Annotated in this window: 14 protein-coding genes and 4 pseudogenes; 11 read left to right on the plus strand and 7 right to left on the minus strand. The window is 71.9% G+C overall.

The features are described from left to right. The first annotated feature begins 162 nt into the window (after positions 1–162). Together AB8Z75_RS18200 and AB8Z75_RS18205 are read left to right on the plus strand one after the other, a co-directional pair. On the plus strand, positions 163–669 hold the full coding sequence (locus AB8Z75_RS18200; RefSeq protein ID WP_369203247.1) for a hypothetical protein: 507 nt from the start codon (positions 163–165) through the stop codon (positions 667–669). 21 nt (positions 670–690) lie between these two features. After that, positions 691–801, plus strand: a pseudogene (locus tag AB8Z75_RS18205) (transposase); the annotation flags it as partial. Positions 802–1,758: 957 nt separating this feature from the next. Here AB8Z75_RS18205 and AB8Z75_RS18210 read toward each other — a convergent pair. Together AB8Z75_RS18210 and AB8Z75_RS18215 are read right to left on the minus strand one after the other, a co-directional pair. Then, positions 1,759–2,265, minus strand: coding sequence for an RICIN domain-containing protein (locus AB8Z75_RS18210; RefSeq protein ID WP_369203249.1), 507 nt, complete (start codon positions 2,263–2,265; stop codon positions 1,759–1,761). Positions 2,266–2,596: 331 nt separating this feature from the next. After that, positions 2,597–2,692 (minus strand): annotated as a pseudogene (locus tag AB8Z75_RS18215) (IS5/IS1182 family transposase); the annotation flags it as partial. 884 nt (positions 2,693–3,576) lie between these two features. Between AB8Z75_RS18215 and AB8Z75_RS18220 the strand changes: the two are divergent. From AB8Z75_RS18220 to AB8Z75_RS18245, 6 genes and pseudogenes are all read left to right on the plus strand, one after another. Then, on the plus strand, positions 3,577–5,556 hold the full coding sequence (locus tag AB8Z75_RS18220; RefSeq protein ID WP_369203251.1) for an ABC transporter ATP-binding protein: 1,980 nt from the start codon (positions 3,577–3,579) through the stop codon (positions 5,554–5,556). 67 nt (positions 5,557–5,623) lie between these two features. After that, positions 5,624–6,265, plus strand: coding sequence for an NUDIX hydrolase (locus AB8Z75_RS18225; RefSeq protein ID WP_369203253.1), 642 nt, complete (start codon positions 5,624–5,626; stop codon positions 6,263–6,265). After that, positions 6,204–6,497: pseudogene (locus AB8Z75_RS18230) on the plus strand (NUDIX domain-containing protein); the annotation flags it as partial. The gene AB8Z75_RS18225 and the pseudogene AB8Z75_RS18230, both read left to right, overlap by 62 nt. Positions 6,498–6,780: 283 nt before the next feature. After that, entirely contained in the window at positions 6,781–6,918 is a 138-nt protein-coding gene (locus AB8Z75_RS18235; protein ID WP_369203272.1) for a hypothetical protein, read from the plus strand. A gap of 332 nt (positions 6,919–7,250) precedes the next feature. Then, positions 7,251–8,642 carry a phosphotransferase gene (locus AB8Z75_RS18240; RefSeq protein WP_369203268.1) on the plus strand — a complete coding sequence of 464 codons (1,392 nt, stop codon included), beginning with the start codon at positions 7,251–7,253 and terminating at the stop codon, positions 8,640–8,642. Positions 8,643–8,677: 35 nt separating this feature from the next. Continuing rightward, positions 8,678–9,247, plus strand: a complete 570-nt coding sequence (locus tag AB8Z75_RS18245; RefSeq protein WP_369203255.1) for a class I SAM-dependent methyltransferase — start codon at positions 8,678–8,680, stop codon at positions 9,245–9,247. Here AB8Z75_RS18245 and AB8Z75_RS18250 read toward each other — a convergent pair. From AB8Z75_RS18250 to dapE, 3 genes and pseudogenes are all read right to left on the minus strand, one after another. After that, positions 9,244–10,184 (minus strand): annotated as a pseudogene (locus tag AB8Z75_RS18250) (IS5 family transposase). The gene AB8Z75_RS18245 and the pseudogene AB8Z75_RS18250 sit on opposite strands and share 4 nt — an antisense overlap. Positions 10,185–10,240: 56 nt before the next feature. Next, positions 10,241–10,987 (minus strand): TIGR00730 family Rossman fold protein, encoded by a 747-nt coding sequence (locus AB8Z75_RS18255; RefSeq protein ID WP_369203257.1) that lies wholly within the window; start codon positions 10,985–10,987, stop codon positions 10,241–10,243. A 431-nt stretch (positions 10,988–11,418) separates the two neighbouring features. Next, entirely contained in the window at positions 11,419–12,498 is a 1,080-nt protein-coding gene (gene dapE / locus AB8Z75_RS18260; protein WP_369203259.1) for a succinyl-diaminopimelate desuccinylase, read from the minus strand. Between the two features lie 150 nt (positions 12,499–12,648). On the opposite strand from dapE, the gene AB8Z75_RS18265 reads away from it, so the two are divergent. Together AB8Z75_RS18265 and AB8Z75_RS18270 are read left to right on the plus strand one after the other, a co-directional pair. Next, complete coding sequence (locus AB8Z75_RS18265) at positions 12,649–13,614, plus strand: heavy metal transporter (protein WP_369203270.1); 966 nt, start codon at positions 12,649–12,651, stop codon at positions 13,612–13,614. 308 nt (positions 13,615–13,922) lie between these two features. Continuing rightward, positions 13,923–14,330 carry an ATP-binding protein gene (locus AB8Z75_RS18270; protein ID WP_369203261.1) on the plus strand — a complete coding sequence of 136 codons (408 nt, stop codon included), beginning with the start codon at positions 13,923–13,925 and terminating at the stop codon, positions 14,328–14,330. A 349-nt stretch (positions 14,331–14,679) separates the two neighbouring features. Here the strand turns inward: AB8Z75_RS18270 and dapC are convergent, their stop codons facing one another. Both dapC and fdxA read right to left on the minus strand, forming a co-directional pair. After that, a complete protein-coding gene (dapC, locus tag AB8Z75_RS18275) occupies positions 14,680–15,777 on the minus strand; it encodes a succinyldiaminopimelate transaminase (protein ID WP_369203263.1) in 1,098 nt (365 codons plus the stop codon). A gap of 183 nt (positions 15,778–15,960) precedes the next feature. After that, on the minus strand, positions 15,961–16,287 hold the full coding sequence (gene fdxA / locus AB8Z75_RS18280; RefSeq protein WP_016469573.1) for a ferredoxin: 327 nt from the start codon (positions 16,285–16,287) through the stop codon (positions 15,961–15,963). A 151-nt stretch (positions 16,288–16,438) separates the two neighbouring features. On the opposite strand from fdxA, the gene AB8Z75_RS18285 reads away from it, so the two are divergent. Next, positions 16,439–17,446, plus strand: a complete 1,008-nt coding sequence (locus AB8Z75_RS18285; RefSeq protein ID WP_369203266.1) for a GNAT family N-acetyltransferase — start codon at positions 16,439–16,441, stop codon at positions 17,444–17,446. Positions 17,447–17,545 lie beyond the last annotated feature (99 nt).

A 17,545-nucleotide genomic window follows, 5' to 3' on the forward strand; every position in this document is an offset into this window, starting at 1 on the left:
CGGCGGCACGCAAGGCGGCCACCGTGGCCGCCTGCTGTCTGGCCACCCTCACCTCGTGCACCGTCCTGGACGACACCTCCGGCCCGTGTCCGAAGTCGAGCACCACGGTGCGAGCCGGCGACCTGCACGGCGGCTACCAGGGCCAGACAGCAGGCGGCCACGGTGGCCGCCTGCTGTCTGGCCACCCTCACCTCGTGCACCGTCCTGGACGACACCTCCGGCCCGTGTCCGAAGTCGAGCACCACGGTGCGAGCCGGCGACCTGCACGGCGGCTACCAGGGCCCGAACGGCATGCGCTTCACTCTTGGCTACGCCTCCACCCAGTATCCCGAAGGGCGTACCGCCCAGGTCGGCACGGTGCGGGTGCAAAGCTGGCCGGTCTCGCTGGAGGACATGGACGAGGACGGCCCTGTCGGCAAGGGGTTCCAGGGCGAGGGAACCTGGGAGTTCCGCAAGGAGGAAACCACCGGTGGAGAGGGGTTCCGCCAGGTCAAACTCGATTTCCTCCACGGCATACCCGAGCAAGGGATGCCCGCTGAGCCGCAGTACCTGGAGATCGGCGGCACTCCGAACAATCCCGAACTGTTCGTGGAAACGGACCCCGACACCTGCCCGACCACCGTCTTCCACCGTGGTGAGTTGACGGATGGGGGCGTGGGAGCAGGATAGAGCCGCTACTTCCCCTGGCTGATGGGGGGTGGGCGGCCGTGACGGGATCATCGGCAGGTGGTCAACGGGGTGCTGTGGCGGTTGCGTACGGGCGCGCCGGGGCGGGATCTGCCTGAACGGTATGGGCCCTGGCGGGCGGGCCCGCAACGGTGCGGGCGAGTGGACTGTTTCGGTGGATTCCACGATCAACGCGCGTAAGACCAGCAGGCCAACCGGCTCCGCCGGGGCTCCCGAGGTGGCCGCTCGCCCGTCTTCGACGCCCTCGAACTGGCCTCGCTCACCCTCTGGCTCCGCCAAGCCAACCAAGATCGTGCGCCTGTCAAGTCCAGCCCGCGACCGGCCCCGTGCCCGGGCGGGCGAGAGCTCGAACTGCTGGAGTGACCCGCCTCGGCCTGCAGTGGGTCTCGGTCGGCTCCGCTATCGGCTGGGGCGGTCTGCAAGGCCCGGCGCACCGGGGCCTTGCAGACCTGTTGCTCTGCTGAGGGTCGTAGTGGGCCAGCTCATCGCACTTGGCGCTGGGGCAGTGCGCGAGTTCGCCGTCCTCCACGAACACCTCATCCTCGAGCTGGCCGTGGTGCCCATGTCGTCGTGGTAGCTGAAACGGCCCTCGATGGTCCTGCCGAAGGTCTTCAGGCACTCGCCGTACTCAATGCCGCTGTTGTGGCTCTCCCGCATGTGAGGACCCCGAAACTCCTTGTCCTCATACCGGTAGAGGTGGGTGGGGCTTCCTGCGGCACGCAGTCGTGCGTCCCTGCGATGAGGCAGGCTCATCCGCAAAGGCATGGACGGACATGGTTGACGGGATCGCGGCCACCACGAGCGCCGCTACAACGCCAACAGCCTCCGTGCATTGGAACATTTCATCTCCTTACGGGTCGCCGACTTGGGAGGAGCCGACGCCGGAGCAACGTAAGAAGCGTGATTCCGTCGCGGTGGGTGAGGAGCGGGTGGATGCCTCCCGGGCGCGAACGTGCCGGTGTTCACCGGCCAGCCGAGACAACTGAGTGCAGGCGTGAGCGGTCGCCTCTCGCCCCCTGGGCTGCCGCTCGCCCGGAACAGGGCGAACAAGAGCAGCCCCGCCGCAACCGATCAGCCGGCGGTCGGGGCGGCGCGGGTGCGCCAGACCTGACCGAGGTAGGGGCCACGGGTGTCCAGACGGGTGTGCCAGTCGTCGCCTGGGTAGACGCCGGCGTTGTAGTCCGGGCCCACGGCCAGGTCCGGGTGGCCCTGGGGGGAGAGGGTGAAGGTTCCGTCCGGCACGCCGTTGGTGTTGACGTACCAGCGCTGGTTGGGATTGTCGGAGTCGCAGGGCTTGAGCCAGATCAGCGCTTTGCGCTTCAGGCCGCTGTGGTCCGTCGGTACGGCTTCCATGCACCGCCCCTGGCGAGGGCTCGCGCCGGGAGTGTTACGGATGCGCAGGCCCCCGCCGCCTTCTGGGGTGGCGGAGATGTACCAGCGGTACCCGGCCTCGTGAGCGGGGTCGTCGGCCAGGTGGTAGCCATCGACCTGCCGGTCATGGGCCGTGTCCCAACCGTCCGGACCGAGGGACAGGCCGGTCTGGTAATGATCCAGATAGACCGTCCGGTTGAGCAGCACGGGCGACGGGGGAGACGGAGCGGCAGCGCGCGGCACCGCCCCGGACTCAGCCACAGCGTGCGGGGACGCCGCGAGCGCGGCCCCTGCCACCAGAGCGACAGAAGCAGCGGACGCGGCAAGGGCCGTACGGCGACAACGCATACAAGAATAGCTTTCTCAAGGCGCAGACCATGAGCCGAACCCCCCAGCCTCGGAAGGCGACTTGGTCACACAGTTCGCTGCCACACATGTCCCTCCTCCACGCTTTCATTCCCTTGTGTACACGTGTGAGTTACTTATGCACTACGGCGATTGACTGGCATCCAGTACAGGTGGAGGAAGGCGGCAGGTCACGTTGGTCCCGCCACAGCCGCCCGCAGCCGTGCATACGCGGCAGCGAAGGCGCCATCCACCCCCACGCCGCATCCGTCAGCTCACCACGCCCCACAAGCAGCTCACCACGCCCCACAAGATCAACTATCAGACGGAACCTAACGGACGACCTGCGGGTGTCTGAACTCCCCGGAGGACCGCGCATCGAGCGCGCTTGCGAGCTCGTTCTGGGTTTGCCATGCCGGCATCGCCAGCGAACGAGGATCGTCAAGCCCGTTCTCGGCCCGTTTGTGTGCCATGTGGCAACCGGCAACGCGGGCCGGGTTCACGGCGCGGTCCACGGACGACCGCGTACTCCGCGAGCGCGTTTGGAGGTCTCCGCGTTGCTGATCGCCACGGGCCACCACCCGTGCCAGAGCGCGGGCACGCGCCACGACGACGGGGTCGAGTGCCCGGAAGCGTGCGAGGGGGAGCGACACGGGCAGCTCCACAAGACGTGTGCGGGGGTACAAGGCGTCCGCAGCCTCCAAGCGTGAGCCGGGCGGATCCCGCTCCGCCCTGGCCCGCGGAGCGGGATCCGCCCGGCTCACGCTCAGCCCTGGCCCGCGAGCTGGGCAATCCCCCACAGAGGTGACCGCCCTCCGTTCGAATGACCCCGGCATCCCACGAGCCCGCCATGCCGGGCGCAGCACCGCTTTCTAGAACTTTTGTCCAGCACCTACCCGTAACGGCACCCGTTTCAGCCCTGTTCTTGGAGCACCAGTACCCCTCGTGCGCCCATCTGGAGGACACCGTGGCAAACCGGCCCGTTCCAGCGCCCAGCCTCACCAGAATCGAACATCGGCGCTTGGCTGGACTGCGCGCTGTGGACCCGTGGCCTTGTGTTGACGCGGTCGCCGGCAGCTCCCTCCCGCGTCAAGGGGAGCCCGGCAGCGACCGGCGTGGCTGGGCCCGCTTCTCCTCCCCGGTGGGGAGTTCCTGGGTGAGGAGGGCAGCGGCATGAAGGGGCAGCAGGACGGCGCGCACGGGATCTCGGCGGCGGAGCGTGAGCTGTTCGGCGGGCGTCTGCGCGGGAGCCAGGCGTACATCGAGCACGAAGGGGCGCTCGCGCGCATGCGGTTCGGGCAGATGGCCGTAGCGCTGCCGCGCATGGTGGGCGTGGTGCTGCGGGCCGGGTGGAGCGCGGACCCGCGGGCGCTGGCCGGTCTGGTGGTCTCGCAGATCGGGCAGGGCCTGACCGCCGGGTTCGGCCTGGTGGCCGTCAACGGCGTGCTCACCCAGTTGTTCGCCGACGGGCCGACCGCCGACAAGCTCCAGCAGTCGGTGCCCGCACTGCTGGTGCTGACCGTCCTGTCCATGGCGACGGCCCTCCTGTCTGCCTGGTCCACGGCGATGTCCGGGCGGCTGGAACCGCAGGTCGAGCGAGCGGTCTCCGCCCGGTACTACACGGCCGTCACCCGGGTCGAGGTCGAGGCGACCGAAGTGCCGGACGTACAGCGGCACCTGGAGGCCGGCAAGTTCGGCACCGACTCCGCCCGGCGGATGCTCAGCCTGTCCGTGGGTGTCGCCAACGTGGTGATCAGCATGGTGGCCGCCGCCGTCGTGCTCGCCTCGCTGCACTGGGCTCTCCTGCCGATGCTGCTGGTCATCGCCCTGCCCAAGGGCTGGGGAGCCGTGCGCTCCGCCCGCCGCGAATACATCTCGCGGCTGCACTGGATCGACCATCGCCGGGCGGTGGCCACGCTGTTGCAGTACCTGACGATGTCGCACGCCGCCGGGGAGATCCGGGCGCACTCGGCGGGCTCGCTGCTGCTGCGCGGGTACGAGGAGATGTCGGGGCTGATGGAGACCGAGCAGCGGCGCCTGGCCCGCGCCCAGGCGCGGACCGACCTGGTGGCCGGCGCGTTCTCCGGCCTGGCGTCGCTGGGCTGCTACGGCGTGCTGTGGTGGCTGCTGACCAGCGGCGGACTGGCGCTGGCCGTGGGCGGCACCGCCGTGGTCGCCATCCGCAACTCCACCGCCCGGCTCACCTCCCTCGTGCACCAGGTCAACCGCATGTACGAGGAGATGCTGCAGCTCGGCGACACGGAGCGGGCCACCGAACTTGCCGCGCAGCACGCCATCCCCACGTCGGGGACGCCGTTGCCCACTCCCTTGCGGTCCATCCAGATCGAGAACGTCTCCTTCACCTACCCGGGGGCAACCACACCCTCGCTCCGCGGGGTGAACCTCACCGTGCGCCGGGGCGAGGTGACGGCCCTGGTCGGCGCGAACGGTTCCGGCAAGACCACGCTGGCCAAAGTCCTGGCTGGGCTGTTGCTGCCCGGCGAAGGAGAAGTGTGGTGGGTGGGGCCGGACGGGCAGCGGGTGGAAGTGCGGGAGGCTGACCGCTCCCAGGTCTTCGCCTCCATCGGACTGCTGGCGCAGGACTTCCCGCGCTGGCAGATGACGGCCGCCGCGAACATCGCCGTCGGCGCCGGCGACCGCCCCCGTGACATGGCCAAGGTCAAGGGCGCGGCGCGAGCCGCCGACGTGGCAGGCCTGATCGAGGGCCTGGACCACGGGTGGGACTCCATCGTCTTCAAGGGCTACGAACGCGGTGTACAGCTCTCGGGCGGACAGTGGCAGAAGCTCGGCAACGCGCGCAGCCGCTACCGCGACGCCCCGTTCCTCCTGGTCGACGAGCCCACCAGTGCGCTGGACCCGCACGCCGAGATCGACGCCTTCGAGCGGCTGCGATCCGTGGCCGGTGACGGCACCGCCGTCGTGCTGATCACCCATCGGCTCGCCGCGACCGCCTCCGCCGACCACATCTACGTCCTGGACCACGGGTGCGTCGCCGAACACGGCAGCCACGAGCAGCTCATGACCGCCGGCGGCCTCTACCACGGCATGTACGAAGCGCAGGCCGCCCAGTACCGCATCGCCCTCCCCGCACCTCGGCGCAATGTCACCCTCACGTCCGAGGAGCCCCGGTGACCCTCTCCAAGACCCGCCCGGCTCCCCCGCGCCGCACGTCCCGTCCTGCCGACTCCGAGGTGATGACATGCCGCCCAGCCGCTCGCACATCCGCACCAGCGTCGAGGCGTACCTGGAGCGCCACCCGGGTGAACGCGCCGCGCTCGCCGCGCTCCTGACGGCACTCGACCGCCCCGCCGATCCGACCAGCCGTGCCACCCTCCCCGGCCACATGACCTGCGGCGCGATCCTGGTCGACGAGGTCGGCCGGGTGCTGCACATCCACCACCGCGCCAGCGGGAAGGTCCCCGCCCCCGGCGGCCACACCGAGCCCGAAGACCAGACCCTCGCCGCCGCGGCCCTGCGCGAACTGCACGAAGAGACCGGCATCCCGGCAGGCGTCGTGGCCCCCTGGCCGGGCTACGACGACGTGCCCGTGGACATCGACGTGCACGACATCGACGCCAACCCGGCCAAGAACGAACCGGCCCACCAGCACTACGACCTGCGCTACCTCTTCCGGCTCGACGACAGCGAGGTAGCCCTCACCCCGCAGGCCGAGGAGGTCTCCGGGTGGGAGTGGCGCCCGACCGACCGCGTCACCTCGCCGACGCTGCGCGAGAAACTCCTCAAACTCGGCCCCCCCGGCCCCCGCCAGGCGGGGCCCGGTGAACGCCTCGGCGTTGATTTACAACGACACAGGCCAGTACCTCCTGCACCTGCGCGATGACGTCCCCGGCATCTGGGAGCCGGGGGCCTGGTCGCTGCTGGGAGGAGGCCGGGAAGCGCAGGACCGGTCCTTGGAGGAGACCGTCCGCCGGGAGCTGCGGGAAGAAGCAGACCTCCATGTGCCCGAGCTCACGCCGTTCGCCACCGAAGAAGCCCGCGGCAGCGACGGCACGACGGTCCCCATCGAGATCTACGCGGGCCGGTGGAACGGCGACCCCGCCGACCTCACCCTGACCGAGGGCGTGATGCTGGCCTGGTTCGCCCCCGACGTTCTCCCCCGACTGCGGATCAGCCCCACCACCCTCGACCTCGTGCGCCGCCACCACGCCGCGCGCACGCATGCCGTCGCCCTCGATGCGCCGGTCCCCGCTGGCGGCTCCTCGGCGAAAGCGCCGGAGGGGACCGTGCTGAACGTCGTCGGGGCGCATCTCCATCTGGAGGACGCCCAAGGGCGCGTGCTGCTCGGGCTGCGTGCAGATGATCTTCCGCGCCCGGTCATGGTCCGGGACACCGGAAGTGAGAGAGCCCGACCGGTGCACCGGCTGGCGCTTCTGGGATCCCGACCAGCTCCCCGAGCAGATCGTCCCGTACACCCGTACCGCCATCGACGGCATCCGTGCCGGGCGCCTCTACACGGAGATGGGCTGGACGTGAACACCCCGGCAACCGGCGAATGCGGTCGCCGAACGCACCCTCCCGCAGATCCGAACCCCCCGAGAGCTACCAGGAGATCACGACATGAACGAGGTTTCCGCGGACACCCCACGCTCCGGCGGCTGCCTGTGCGGGCAGGTCCGGTTCACCGTGACCGGCAACCCCGACTACGCCGCAGGTTGGACAGCTTCCACGGCGGGAATCCGGCCAGGTGTGCTCCGCCGGGCGGCCCCACCGCGCCCCGCCCCGTCCGCACCGACGAAGAGAGCCACGAGCATGCGGGGAGGCACGAGCACGTGGGGAGGCACGAGCATGCGGGGAAGGGGCGCGTCGTGAGCGAACACAAGCGCCACAGCGAGCCGGTTGACGTCCACCTGATTTTGCGTCGCGGCGACACCGCCTGCCCAGAGATCCTGCTCTCGCGCCGGGCCGGGCCGGTGTATGCCTCCGGGCTCTGGCACCTGCCCTCCGGCCACCTGGACGGCCCGCACGAAGACGTCGTCACCGCCCTGGTACGCGAGGCCCGGGAGGAGACAGGGATCGACATCGGCCCGGCGGACGTGCGGGCCGCCGTCACCGTGCACCACCGCAGCCCGGGCGGAGCTGCGCGCACCGGCTTCTTCTTCGAAGTCCGGCGCTGGGGAGGCACGCCGCGTGTTCGGGAGCCGCAGGTACGCGATGCCATGAGCTGGTTCCGCCTGGACGATCTAGCCGCCCCGATGGTGGCGTACTGCCGCGCCGGGCTGGACGCCTACCGCCGAGGCGCCCAGCTCGCGGTGCACTTCCAGCAGCCCGGCGACGCGGTCGCCCACGTTCCCGAGCAGGACCGCCTCCGCCTCATCCCCGCCACGGAAGCGGCGGCAGAATCGCGCGCCCCGGAGCCGCAGGTGCGACGCTTGGCGGAACAGGCGGTCGGGCGCATCGCAGAGTGGACGGACACCTCCTGGGCTCGGGAGGGCAGCCAGGTGTGGCGGGCTCGCAGCGCAACGGGGGGCACGTGGTTCGTCAAGATTCACCAGAGCGACCGCTTTCACCAGCGGGAGGTGGACGCCTACCGCACCTGGGCCCCGCGCCTCGGCGGGGCCGCACCCCGGCTGGTGGCCGCCGACGCCCGGCTGCGGGCCATCGTCGTCACCGCCGTGCCCGGCCGCCCCCTGCACGGCGCCGTGCAGCCGCCCGAGGAACAGCGGCGCCACTTCCGCCGGATCGGCGTCCTCGCCGCGGCCATCCACCGCAGTGCGCCCGCGCAGCCTTCCCCGGCCGACGGGGAAGCGCGGCTGGGAAAGGTGGATCGGCATCTTCGTGCAGCACACCTCCATCTCGCACCGGGCGAGGAGGACTTCCTCCGCTCCCTGGTGGAGCACGCGAAGGAACTGACTCCCCTGGAGTGCGTTCCGACGCACGGGGACTTCCAGCTCCGCAATCTCCTGTGCGCCGATGACGGCAGCCTCGCGGTAATCGACTTCGAACGCAGCGAGCCCGGACCCGCCATCCGGGACCTGGTACGCCTCTCCGACGCCTGGGCCGGACGGCCGGACCTGTACGACGCCTTCCTGGCCGGTTACGGCCGCACACTCACTCCGGCCGAACAAGAACACCTGGCCGCCGACTCGGCCCTCGACGCCCTCTCCGGCATCTCCTACGGCGCCACTCACGGCGACCCCGAACTGCTGGAGCGCGGGCGCCGCACCCTGGCGCGCCTGCGCGCCGACAACCACCGCTGAAGGCCCTGTCCACCCCACCGACGAGGAGCGCACCTGTGGCATACGACCGATCCGACTGGTCGCAGCACTACGACGAGGGCCGCGGCTTCCGGCCGCTACGCGACGTGGAGCGCGGTCTACTCGCCCGGCACGCACCCGCCCCCGACGGCGCCCGGGCGCTGGATGTGGGCTGCGGCACCGGCGAACTCGCCGCCCACCTCGCCGGCCTCGGCTACGACGTCGACGCCGTGGACTTCGCCGAAGGCGCCCTGGCCCGGGCCCGCAAGGAGCACGAGCGCGCCGACGAAGTGCGGTGGCTCTGCCTCGACATCGAGCACGACGATCCGGCCGAGCTGCGCGACGACGGCTACGACCTGATCACCATGCGGCTGATGCTCGCCTTCGTGGGCGACCGCACCCGCGTGGTGCGCGATCTGGCCGCACGGCTGCGGCCCGGCGGCGCCCTGGTGGTCATCACCCCGGTCACGGCGAACACCCCCGAGGAGCGGCGGCACATCGCCCTGGACGAGGACGAACTCGCCCTGCTCACCGAGGGCTGGGAGCAGGCGGAGCGGCACGACGCTGACGGGCTCGCGTTTCTGGTCTTGCGCGAGCCGGCCGGTTAGTCCGTTTCTGATGGCTCTTGGACGGTGTCGCGGAGCCAGATGTTGATCGCTGTGACGGCGAGTGTGCCGTTGAAGATGTAGTCGCGCTTGTCGTAGCGGCTGGCCACCGCGCGGTACTGCTTCCACTTGTTGACGCACCGCTCGACGGCACTGCGGCGGCGGTACTGGGTCTTGTCGAAGGCCGGTGGGCGACCGCCGTCCCGTCCCTGCCGCCGACGGTTGGCCCGCTGGTCATCAGGCTGGGCGATGGTCGCTTTGATGCCCCGTCGCCGCAGATAGGCGCGGTTGTCGCGGCTGGAGTAAGCCTTGTCCCCGCGTACCCGGTCCGGGCGGCTGCGGGGGCGACCCCGGCCACGACGCCGGATCCGTAACTCCTCCAGGACGGGGACGAACATCGGGCTGTCGCCCCGCTGGCCCGGAGAGGTACGCCAGGCCAGCGGGCGGGCCCGGTCATCCGCCAGGAGGTGGACCTTGCTCGTCAGCCCGCCCTGCGAGCGCCCCAACGCCTCCCGCCCATCGGCTTCCCCACGCGCACCGCCCCCTTTTGCGGGAAGTCCCGCGGTGGCCGGTGCCGTGCGCCTGCCGCGTGCTGATGCGCACGGCAGGTGGTGGAATCGACGTTGACCGCCCACTCCTTCTCCAGGCCCCGCTCCCGCGTGCCGTCGGGATCGACGGCATCGGCCTCGATCTGCAGCGTGGCCAGGATCCGCTGCCATGTCCCGTCCGCCGACCAGCGGCGGTGCCGCTCATAGACCGTCTGCCAGGGGCCGTACCGCTCGGGCAGGTCAGGCCAGGGCACACCCGTGCGGGCACGGAACAGCACCCCGTTGATCACCCTCCGGTGATCGGCCCACTGCCCACCTGGCCTGCCATTGACCGGCAATAACGGCTCGATCTTCTGCCACTGCGCATCACTCAGCTCATGCCGTCGCACCATGCAGGACACCTGCCCCGCACCACACCGATCCACCACCAAGAGCCATCAGAAACGGCCTAGCCGCCGACCTCCTTGGTGACCAGTGTGACCGCCTCGTCGATGTCGTCCGTGACGTGGAAGAGTTCCAGGTCGCGTTCGGACGCCTTGCCGGTGCCGACGACCGAGCCGCGGACCCAGTCGACGAGGCCCTTCCAGTACTCGGTGCCGTACAGCACGATCGGGAAGCGGGTGACCTTCTGCGTCTGCACGAGGGTCAGCGCTTCGAACAGCTCGTCCAGGGTGCCCAGGCCGCCGGGCAGGACGACGAAACCGCTGGCGTATTTGACGAACATCGTCTTGCGGACGAAGAAGTACCTGAAGTTGATGCCGATGTCGACGTACGGGTTCATGCCCTGTTCGAAGGGGAGCTCGATGCCCAGCCCCACCGAGGTGCCGCCCGCCTCCAGTGCGCCCTTGTTGGCTGCCTCCATGGCCCCCGGGCCTCCGCCGGTGATGACCGCGAACCCGGCCTCGGCCAGTGCCTTGCCGATCCGGATGCCCTTGTCGTACTCAGGCGCGTCCTTGGGGGTGCGGGCGGAGCCGAAGACGCTGATGGCGGGGCCGAGTTCGGCCAGGGCGCCGAAGCCCTCCACGAACTCGGACTGGATGCGCATCACCCGCCAGGGGTCCTGGTGGATGAAGTCGGAGGGGCCCGCGGTGTCCAGCAGCCGCTGATCGGTGGTCCCCGGCTGTACCTGTTCGCGGCGGCGCACGACGGGGCCCAGGCGCTGTTCCTTCGGCTCCCTGCCGCTCTTGTCGGTCATGTACGGCTCTCTTTCCGTCTGCGATCTTTCCCGTTCAGGGTAGGCGGACGGCGGGGAAGGACGTTGGGAAATCGCACGGCCGCGAGACGACGGCCGGCTGACCGCGAGGTGACGGACGGCCCGCCATCGGCCTGCCCGCCGCCCGGCCTGAGTCGCGGACGGAAGGACGGGCCCGACTGCCCGGCAGGGCGGCACGCGGGCGCTGTGACGCCGCCGGCACGCTTCGGCGGCCCGTGGACGCCGCCGGTGCGCCGCCAGGCTCACCTGCCGACGGGCCGCCTGCCCATGGACGAGGGCCGGGACACTCTTCGTCCGCCCGCCGCCGCTGCTTCCGTTCGCGGCCCACCCGCCGAACGCATTGGCGGTATCACGGAGGGTCCCGGTGCGCCGCTAGGGCCGCGGAGGGTCCGGGCGGCGCCGGCGGTGCGGTGTCAGCTGGTGAGCCAGCGGCGTAGCCGCTCCTCGCATCGGGTGATGAGCGCGGTGTCCACCCGCTCGTCCCTCTTGTGGGCGAGTTTCGGGTCGCCGGGGCCGTAGTTGACGGCGGGCACTCCCAGTGCGCTGAAGCGGGACACGTCGGTCCAGCCGTACTTGGGGCGCGGCCGGCCGCCGACGGCCGCGAGGAAGGCGCGGGCGGCCGGGTGGGAGAGGCCCGGCAGGGCGCCGGGGGAGCTGTCGTCGACCTCGAACTCGTCGACGCCGCAATCGGCGAAGACCTCGCGCACGTGGTCGAGCGCCTGCTGTTCGTCGCGGTCGGGCGCGTAGCGGTAGTTGACGGTGACGGTGCACAGGTCCGGGATGACGTTGCCCGCCACTCCGCCTTCCACGCGGACGGCGTTGAGGCCTTCGTGGTACTCCAAGCCGTCGATCAGGGGCCGCCGCGGCTCGTAGGCCGCCAGGCGCCCGAGGATCGGTCCCGCCGCGTGGATGGCGTTGGCGCCCATCCAGCCGCGTGCCGAGTGCGCGCGCACCCCCCGGGTCCGCAGGTGGACCCTGAGGGTGCCCTGGCAGCCGCCCTCGACCTCGGCCTCGGAGCCTTCCAGCAGGACGGCGAAGTCGCCGGCCAGCCAGTCGGGGTGGGCGTCGGCGATGTGGCCGAGGCCGTTGAGGTGGGCGGCGACCTCCTCGTTGTCGTAGAAGACGAACGTGAGGTCGCGGTTGGGTTCGGGCACGGTCGCGGCGATGCGCAGCTGCACGGCGACGCCGGACTTCATGTCGCTGGTGCCGCAGCCCCACAGCATGCCGTCGTCGTCGAGCCGGGAGGGCAGGTTGTCGGCGATCGGGACGGTGTCGATGTGCCCCGCGAGGATGACGCGTTCGGGGCGGCCGAGGTCGGTGCGGGCGACGACGTTGTTGCCGTGCCGCGTCACCCGCAGGTGCGGCAGCGCGCGCAGTGCCTCCTCGACGGCGTCCGCCAGCGCTTTCTCGGTCCCGCTCTCCGAGGGGAAGTCCACCAGCCGCGCGGTGAGCCGGGCGGCGTCCTGCTGGAGGTCGAGTGCGCTGTCGCTCATGGGACCACCCTACGGTGGCCGCGCCGCGCGGCGCGGCCCGGGCGGGAGGTGGTGTCTCCTCCAGCGGCTACCTTGGTGCGCGTGCCCCTCTTCGGACCGGACCGCCCCTCGCGCGCGCCCGCACGCACCAGCCGTGCGACGGGCCGCGGCATGCTGCTCAGGATCTCTGTGGCCTGCGTCGTGTTGCTCACCGTCGTCGCCTATATGGCGGTGCGCGGGATGACGGGCCAGGACGCCGCGGTGTGCACGGCCCGTGGCGCAGGCGGCGGCTCGGCCGGTTCGCCGCGCTACGAGCTCAAGCCGGTGCAGGCGGCCAACGCGGCGACGATCGCCGCCGTGGCCTCCCAGCGCGGGCTGCCGGAACGGGCCGTGACGATAGCGCTGGCCACCGCCATGCAGGAGTCCCAGCTGCGCAACATCACCCACGGGGACCGGGATTCGGTCGGCCTCTTCCAGCAGCGCCCCTCGCAGGGCTGGGGCACGGTCGAGCAGATCAGCGATCCCGTCTACGCGGTGGGGAAGTTCTACGACCACCTGGTCGACATTCCCGGGTACTCGCGGCTGCCGCTGACCGTGGCGGCCCAGCGGGTGCAGCGCAGCGGCTACCCCCAGGCGTACGCCAAGCACGAGACGAACGCGAGCCTGCTCACGGCCGCGCTCACCGGCCGGGAGGCCGCCGCGCTCACCTGCACGGCGGGCGCGCGTGAGACCGGTGAGGGCGGCGATCCCGCGCGCGTGCGGGAGCGGCTGACCCGGGAGTTCGGGCGGGACGTGCTCGCCGACGGCGGCGGCAGCGTCGGCACGTCGGCGGCGGGCGACGGCAGCGTCGGCTCGGCGGCGGGCGGCGGCAGCGCGCACGGCGTGCGTCCGGCCGCACACGCCGAGGCGCAGCCGGCGGTGTCGGTTCCGGCGCCAGGCCGCCGTCAGGGCTGGGAGCTGGCGCACTGGGCGGTCGCCAACGCCGAAGGGCTGCACATCGCGCGGATCTCCTACGGAGGACGCGAGTGGAGCGCCGACCGCTCCCGGGAGGGCTGGCGCCGTACGGGGGCGGGCGACGCCAAGGGCGGCGACTCCTCGCAGGGCCCCGTACGGCTGCTGCTCGACGCCGGTCACTAGTACCCACGCTCACCCGTGGGAGGGAAGCCGGTCCATCGTGCGGGTGCGTGGTCGCCCGGGTGACGGTCACTGCGAGGGGTGAACACGAGCGGGCGAACGCCGCTGGCAGCGGGCCGTTTCGACTTCTCCGGTACAGGTCAACCACCGGTGGTAAATGCCCAGTTTGAGGGCTCACGCGGCAAACCTGATTTGCCAATCCTTTACCTTGGCCTCCCGCAACCTGAAGGGCGCTCCGGCCGATAGGCACAGCGTCTGACCGGGCGACCCCGGCTGACACGCCAAGAACCCCTCTCCGTCAAAGGAGCACCATGTCCCTCCCCCTCACGCGCCGGATCGCCCGCACCGCGCTGCTGACGGCAGCCGGCGCTGCCACCGTCGTCGGTGCTGCTGGTGCCGCGAGCGCCGTGGAGCTGCCGGCCGCCCCTGTCGGCGGCCTCAGCAACCTGGACGGCGAGGGCGTCGGCAACACGCTGGACAAGACGGCCCGCGACACCACCGAGCTCGCCGGCGAGGCCGGGGGCAGCGCCGTCGAGAAGGCCGTCCCGGCCGCGGGGAAGGCCGTCGGCAGCACCGGCAAGACGGTCGCGCCCGCCGCGCAGTCCCTCGCGGGGAACACCGCGGGTGAGGCCGGGGACCTGCTCGGCGACACCGCGTCCTCCGCGACGGGCAAGGGCCTGCCCGCCACCGGCAACCTCGGGGGCCTCCCCCTCGGTTGATGCCGACGGCCGTGCGGCCGGGGCGCTCGCCGCTTCGGCTGCTCACCGTCGCGGACGCGAGCTGCTCGCCCTCGCGGACGCGAGCTGCTCACCGTCGCGGAGGAGCCGCCCACCGTCGGGGACGAGCCGCTCGCCCTCGCGGACGCGAGCTGCTCACCGTCGCGGACGAGGCGCTCTCCCGCCCCGTCCTCCGCGCTCGCGCGCCGCGCGCCCGCACGCATGACAAGGGCCGCCCGAACCAGCATGGTCGGGCGGCCCTTTCGCGCGCGGTGGCGCGTCTGCTCAGCGGGGCGCCTGCTCAGCGGGGCGCGCGCTCAGCGGGGAGGGGGCGGCGGCGCGGCCGGTCGGCTCAGCCCTTCAGCCGGCTGACCGCCGCGTTCACGCGCTCGTCCGTCGCCGTGAGGGCGACGCGGACGTGGCGGTCCCCGGCGGGTCCGTAGAAGTCGCCGGGGGCGACGAGGATGCCCTGGTCCGCGAGGCCGCCCACCGTGTCCCAGCAGGACTCGTCGCGCGTGGCCCACAGGTACAGCGAGGCCTCGCTGTGCTCGATGCGGAATCCGGCGGCTTCGAGCGCTCCGCGCAGCGCGGCGCGGCGCGCGCGGTAGCGGTCGCGCTGCGCGGCGACGTGGGTATCGTCGCCGAGGGCGGCGACGGTCGCCGCCTGCACGGGCGCGGGCGTCATCATCCCGCCGTGCTTGCGGATCTGGAGCAGTTCGCCGAGGACGCCGGCGTCGCCCGCGATGAACGCGGCGCGGTATCCGGCGAGGTTGGAGCGCTTGGAGAGGGAGTGGACGGCCACGATGCCCTCGTGGCTGCCGCCGCACACGTCGGGGTGGAGGACGGAGACGGGGTCCGCCTCCCAGCCGAGTTCCAGGTAGCACTCGTCGCTGAGGACGAGGATGCCCCTCTCGCGGGCCCAGGCGACGACGGCGCGGAGCTTCTCGGCGGGGAGCACCTGGCCCGTGGGGTTGGACGGGGAGTTGAGCCACAGCAGCTTGAGCCCGGCGGGGTCGAGCTCCAGCGGGTCGTCGTAGGCGACGTACTCGGCGCGGGCGAGCCGTGCGCCGACCTCGTAGGTGGGGTAGGCGAGCCGGGGGAAGGCGACCCGGTCGCCGGGGCCGAGGCCGAGCTGGGTGGGCAGCCAGGCCACGAGCTCCTTGGAGCCGACGACGGGCAGGACGTTGCGTTCCGTCATTCCGCGCGCCCCCAGGCGGCGCTCGCACCATCCGGTGAGCGCGTCCCGCAGTGCCTTCGTGCCCCACACGGTGGGGTAGCCGGGGGTGTCGGCGGCTTCGGTCAGCGCTTGCCGGATCAGCGGCGGCACCGGGTCGACGGGGGTCCCGACGGACAGGTCGACGATGCCGTCGGGGTGCTGGGCAGCGGTGGTCTTGTACGGCTCGAGCCGGTCCCAGGGGAAGGTGGGGAGGCGGTCGGAGACGGAGGGCATGGGGCTCACTTTCTGGGAGAACAGCCGCCTGGGAGAACAGCCGCCTGGGGAGATGCGGCTGTCTGCGGAAACAGCCGCAGCAACGCCGCGGTCCCGTACGAGCGGACGCGTGGGACCGACGTACGGGACCGGGGGCCGAGGAGCCGCGGCGGAGCGGCTCGCTCGTCGTTCAGGCGACGTGGCTCACTCGTCGTGTTCCTGCGGCGGAAGCGCGGCGATGAGCGGGTGGTCCTTCTCGATCAGGCCGAGCTTGCTGGCGCCGCCGGGGGAGCCGAGGTCGTCGAAGAACTCGACGTTCGCCTTGTAGTAGTCCTTCCACTCCTCGGGAGTGTCATCCTCGTAGAAGATGGCCTCGACCGGGCAGACAGGCTCGCAGGCACCGCAGTCGACGCACTCGTCCGGATGGATGTACAAGGACCGCTGGCCCTCGTAGATGCAGTCGACGGGGCACTCCTCGATGCAGGCCTTGTCCTTCAGGTCGACGCAAGGCTCCGCGATGACGTACGTCACGCTGTCGTTCCTCCTCGTTAGGGCTGGCGGGCCGGTGCACCGGCTCCGCCGTGGGCGCGCGGGAGCGCTGTTTCGCTTCGGACGGCGGCGATGCCCACACCTAGTATCTCCGTTCCCGGACACAAGACGAACAGGAGGGGCGGATAGAGCTGTGGAATTCACCACTGGCGGACGCTTGGAGGTCCGCATCACCCCTTCCGACGTGGGAGAACGTGTGTCTGTGCGGTCTTTGACGGGTGCCGGCGAGCGCCGCGGGCGGTTCACGGACACCCTCGGCATTCTCACATCGTGGAACGGCGGCGTGCTCGGTATCACGAGGCGCGATGGTCAGCACGTGGAGATCGAGGAAGCGTCCATGGTCGCCGGAAAGGTGGTGCCCCGCACGCCCGCGCGCCGCCGGGGGCTCCCGGCGGCCGACGTGGCGGAGGTGGTCGCCGTGGCGGCCCGCGGCTGGCCGCCGGCCGAGTCGCGGCGGTTGGGCGGCTGGACGCTGCGTGCCGCGGGCGGGTTCACCACGCGGGCGAACTCGGTGCTGCCGTCGGGCGATCCGGGGCTGCCGCTGGACGACGCCCTGGCCGAGGTCGCCGCCTGGTACGCCGAGCGGAAGCTGCCCGCCCGGATACAGATGGCCGCCGAGGAGCACGCCCTGCTGGAGCGGGAGTTGCGCGAGCGCGGCTGGTCGGCCGAGCGGCACGCGGTCGTGCAGGTGGGCGCGCTGGCGCCGCTCGCCGACCGGGATCCCGACACCCGGGTGCTGCTGCACCGCGAGCCGGACGAGCGGTGGGTCTCGCTCTATCACAGGGCGGACGACGGGGGGCTGACCCAAGCGGCGCGCGAGGTGCTGGGGGGCGGCCCGTCGGTGTGGTTCGCGACGGTGCCCGACGACCGGGAGCCGGAAGGCACACCGGCCGCGATCGGGCGGTGCGTGGTGGACGGCCGCTGGGCGGGGTTCGCGGGCGTCGAGGTCGCTCCCGCGCACCGCCGCCAGGGGCTGGCGCGGGCGGTCATGGCCGAGCTGGCGCGGGCCGCGCTGGCCGAGGGCGCCTCGGCCGCCTATCTCCAGGTGGAGCGCGACAACGCGCCCGCGCGTGCGCTCTACGCCACGCTGGGCTTCGCCGACCACCACGCGTACCACTATCTGCGCGCCCCGCAGGACTGACATGGGGGGGGGGGGGGGGGGGGGGGGGGGGGGGGGGGGGGGGGGGGGGGGGGGGGGGGGGGGGGGGGGGGGGGGGAGAGCAGTAGCTGTCCGTCATGG

The sequence above is a fragment of the Streptomyces sp. PU-14G genome, assembly GCF_041028275.1.
Taxonomy (GTDB): Bacteria; Actinomycetota; Actinomycetes; order Streptomycetales; family Streptomycetaceae; genus Streptomyces.

Excerpts from the sequence above, each read along its gene's own strand:
- AB8Z75_RS18220 (WP_369203251.1), top strand. The coding sequence starts at position 3,577 with ATGAAGGGGCAGCAGGACGGCGCGCACGGGATCTCGGCGGCGGAGCGT.
- AB8Z75_RS18225 (WP_369203253.1), top strand. The coding sequence starts at position 5,624 with ATGCCGCCCAGCCGCTCGCACATCCGCACCAGCGTCGAGGCGTACCTG.
- AB8Z75_RS18255 (WP_369203257.1), bottom strand. The coding sequence starts at position 10,987 with ATGACCGACAAGAGCGGCAGGGAGCCGAAGGAACAGCGCCTGGGCCCC.
- dapE (WP_369203259.1), bottom strand. The coding sequence starts at position 12,498 with ATGAGCGACAGCGCACTCGACCTCCAGCAGGACGCCGCCCGGCTCACC.
- AB8Z75_RS18265 (WP_369203270.1), top strand. The coding sequence starts at position 12,649 with ATGCTGCTCAGGATCTCTGTGGCCTGCGTCGTGTTGCTCACCGTCGTC.
- AB8Z75_RS18270 (WP_369203261.1), top strand. The coding sequence starts at position 13,923 with ATGTCCCTCCCCCTCACGCGCCGGATCGCCCGCACCGCGCTGCTGACG.
- dapC (WP_369203263.1), bottom strand. The coding sequence starts at position 15,777 with ATGCCCTCCGTCTCCGACCGCCTCCCCACCTTCCCCTGGGACCGGCTC.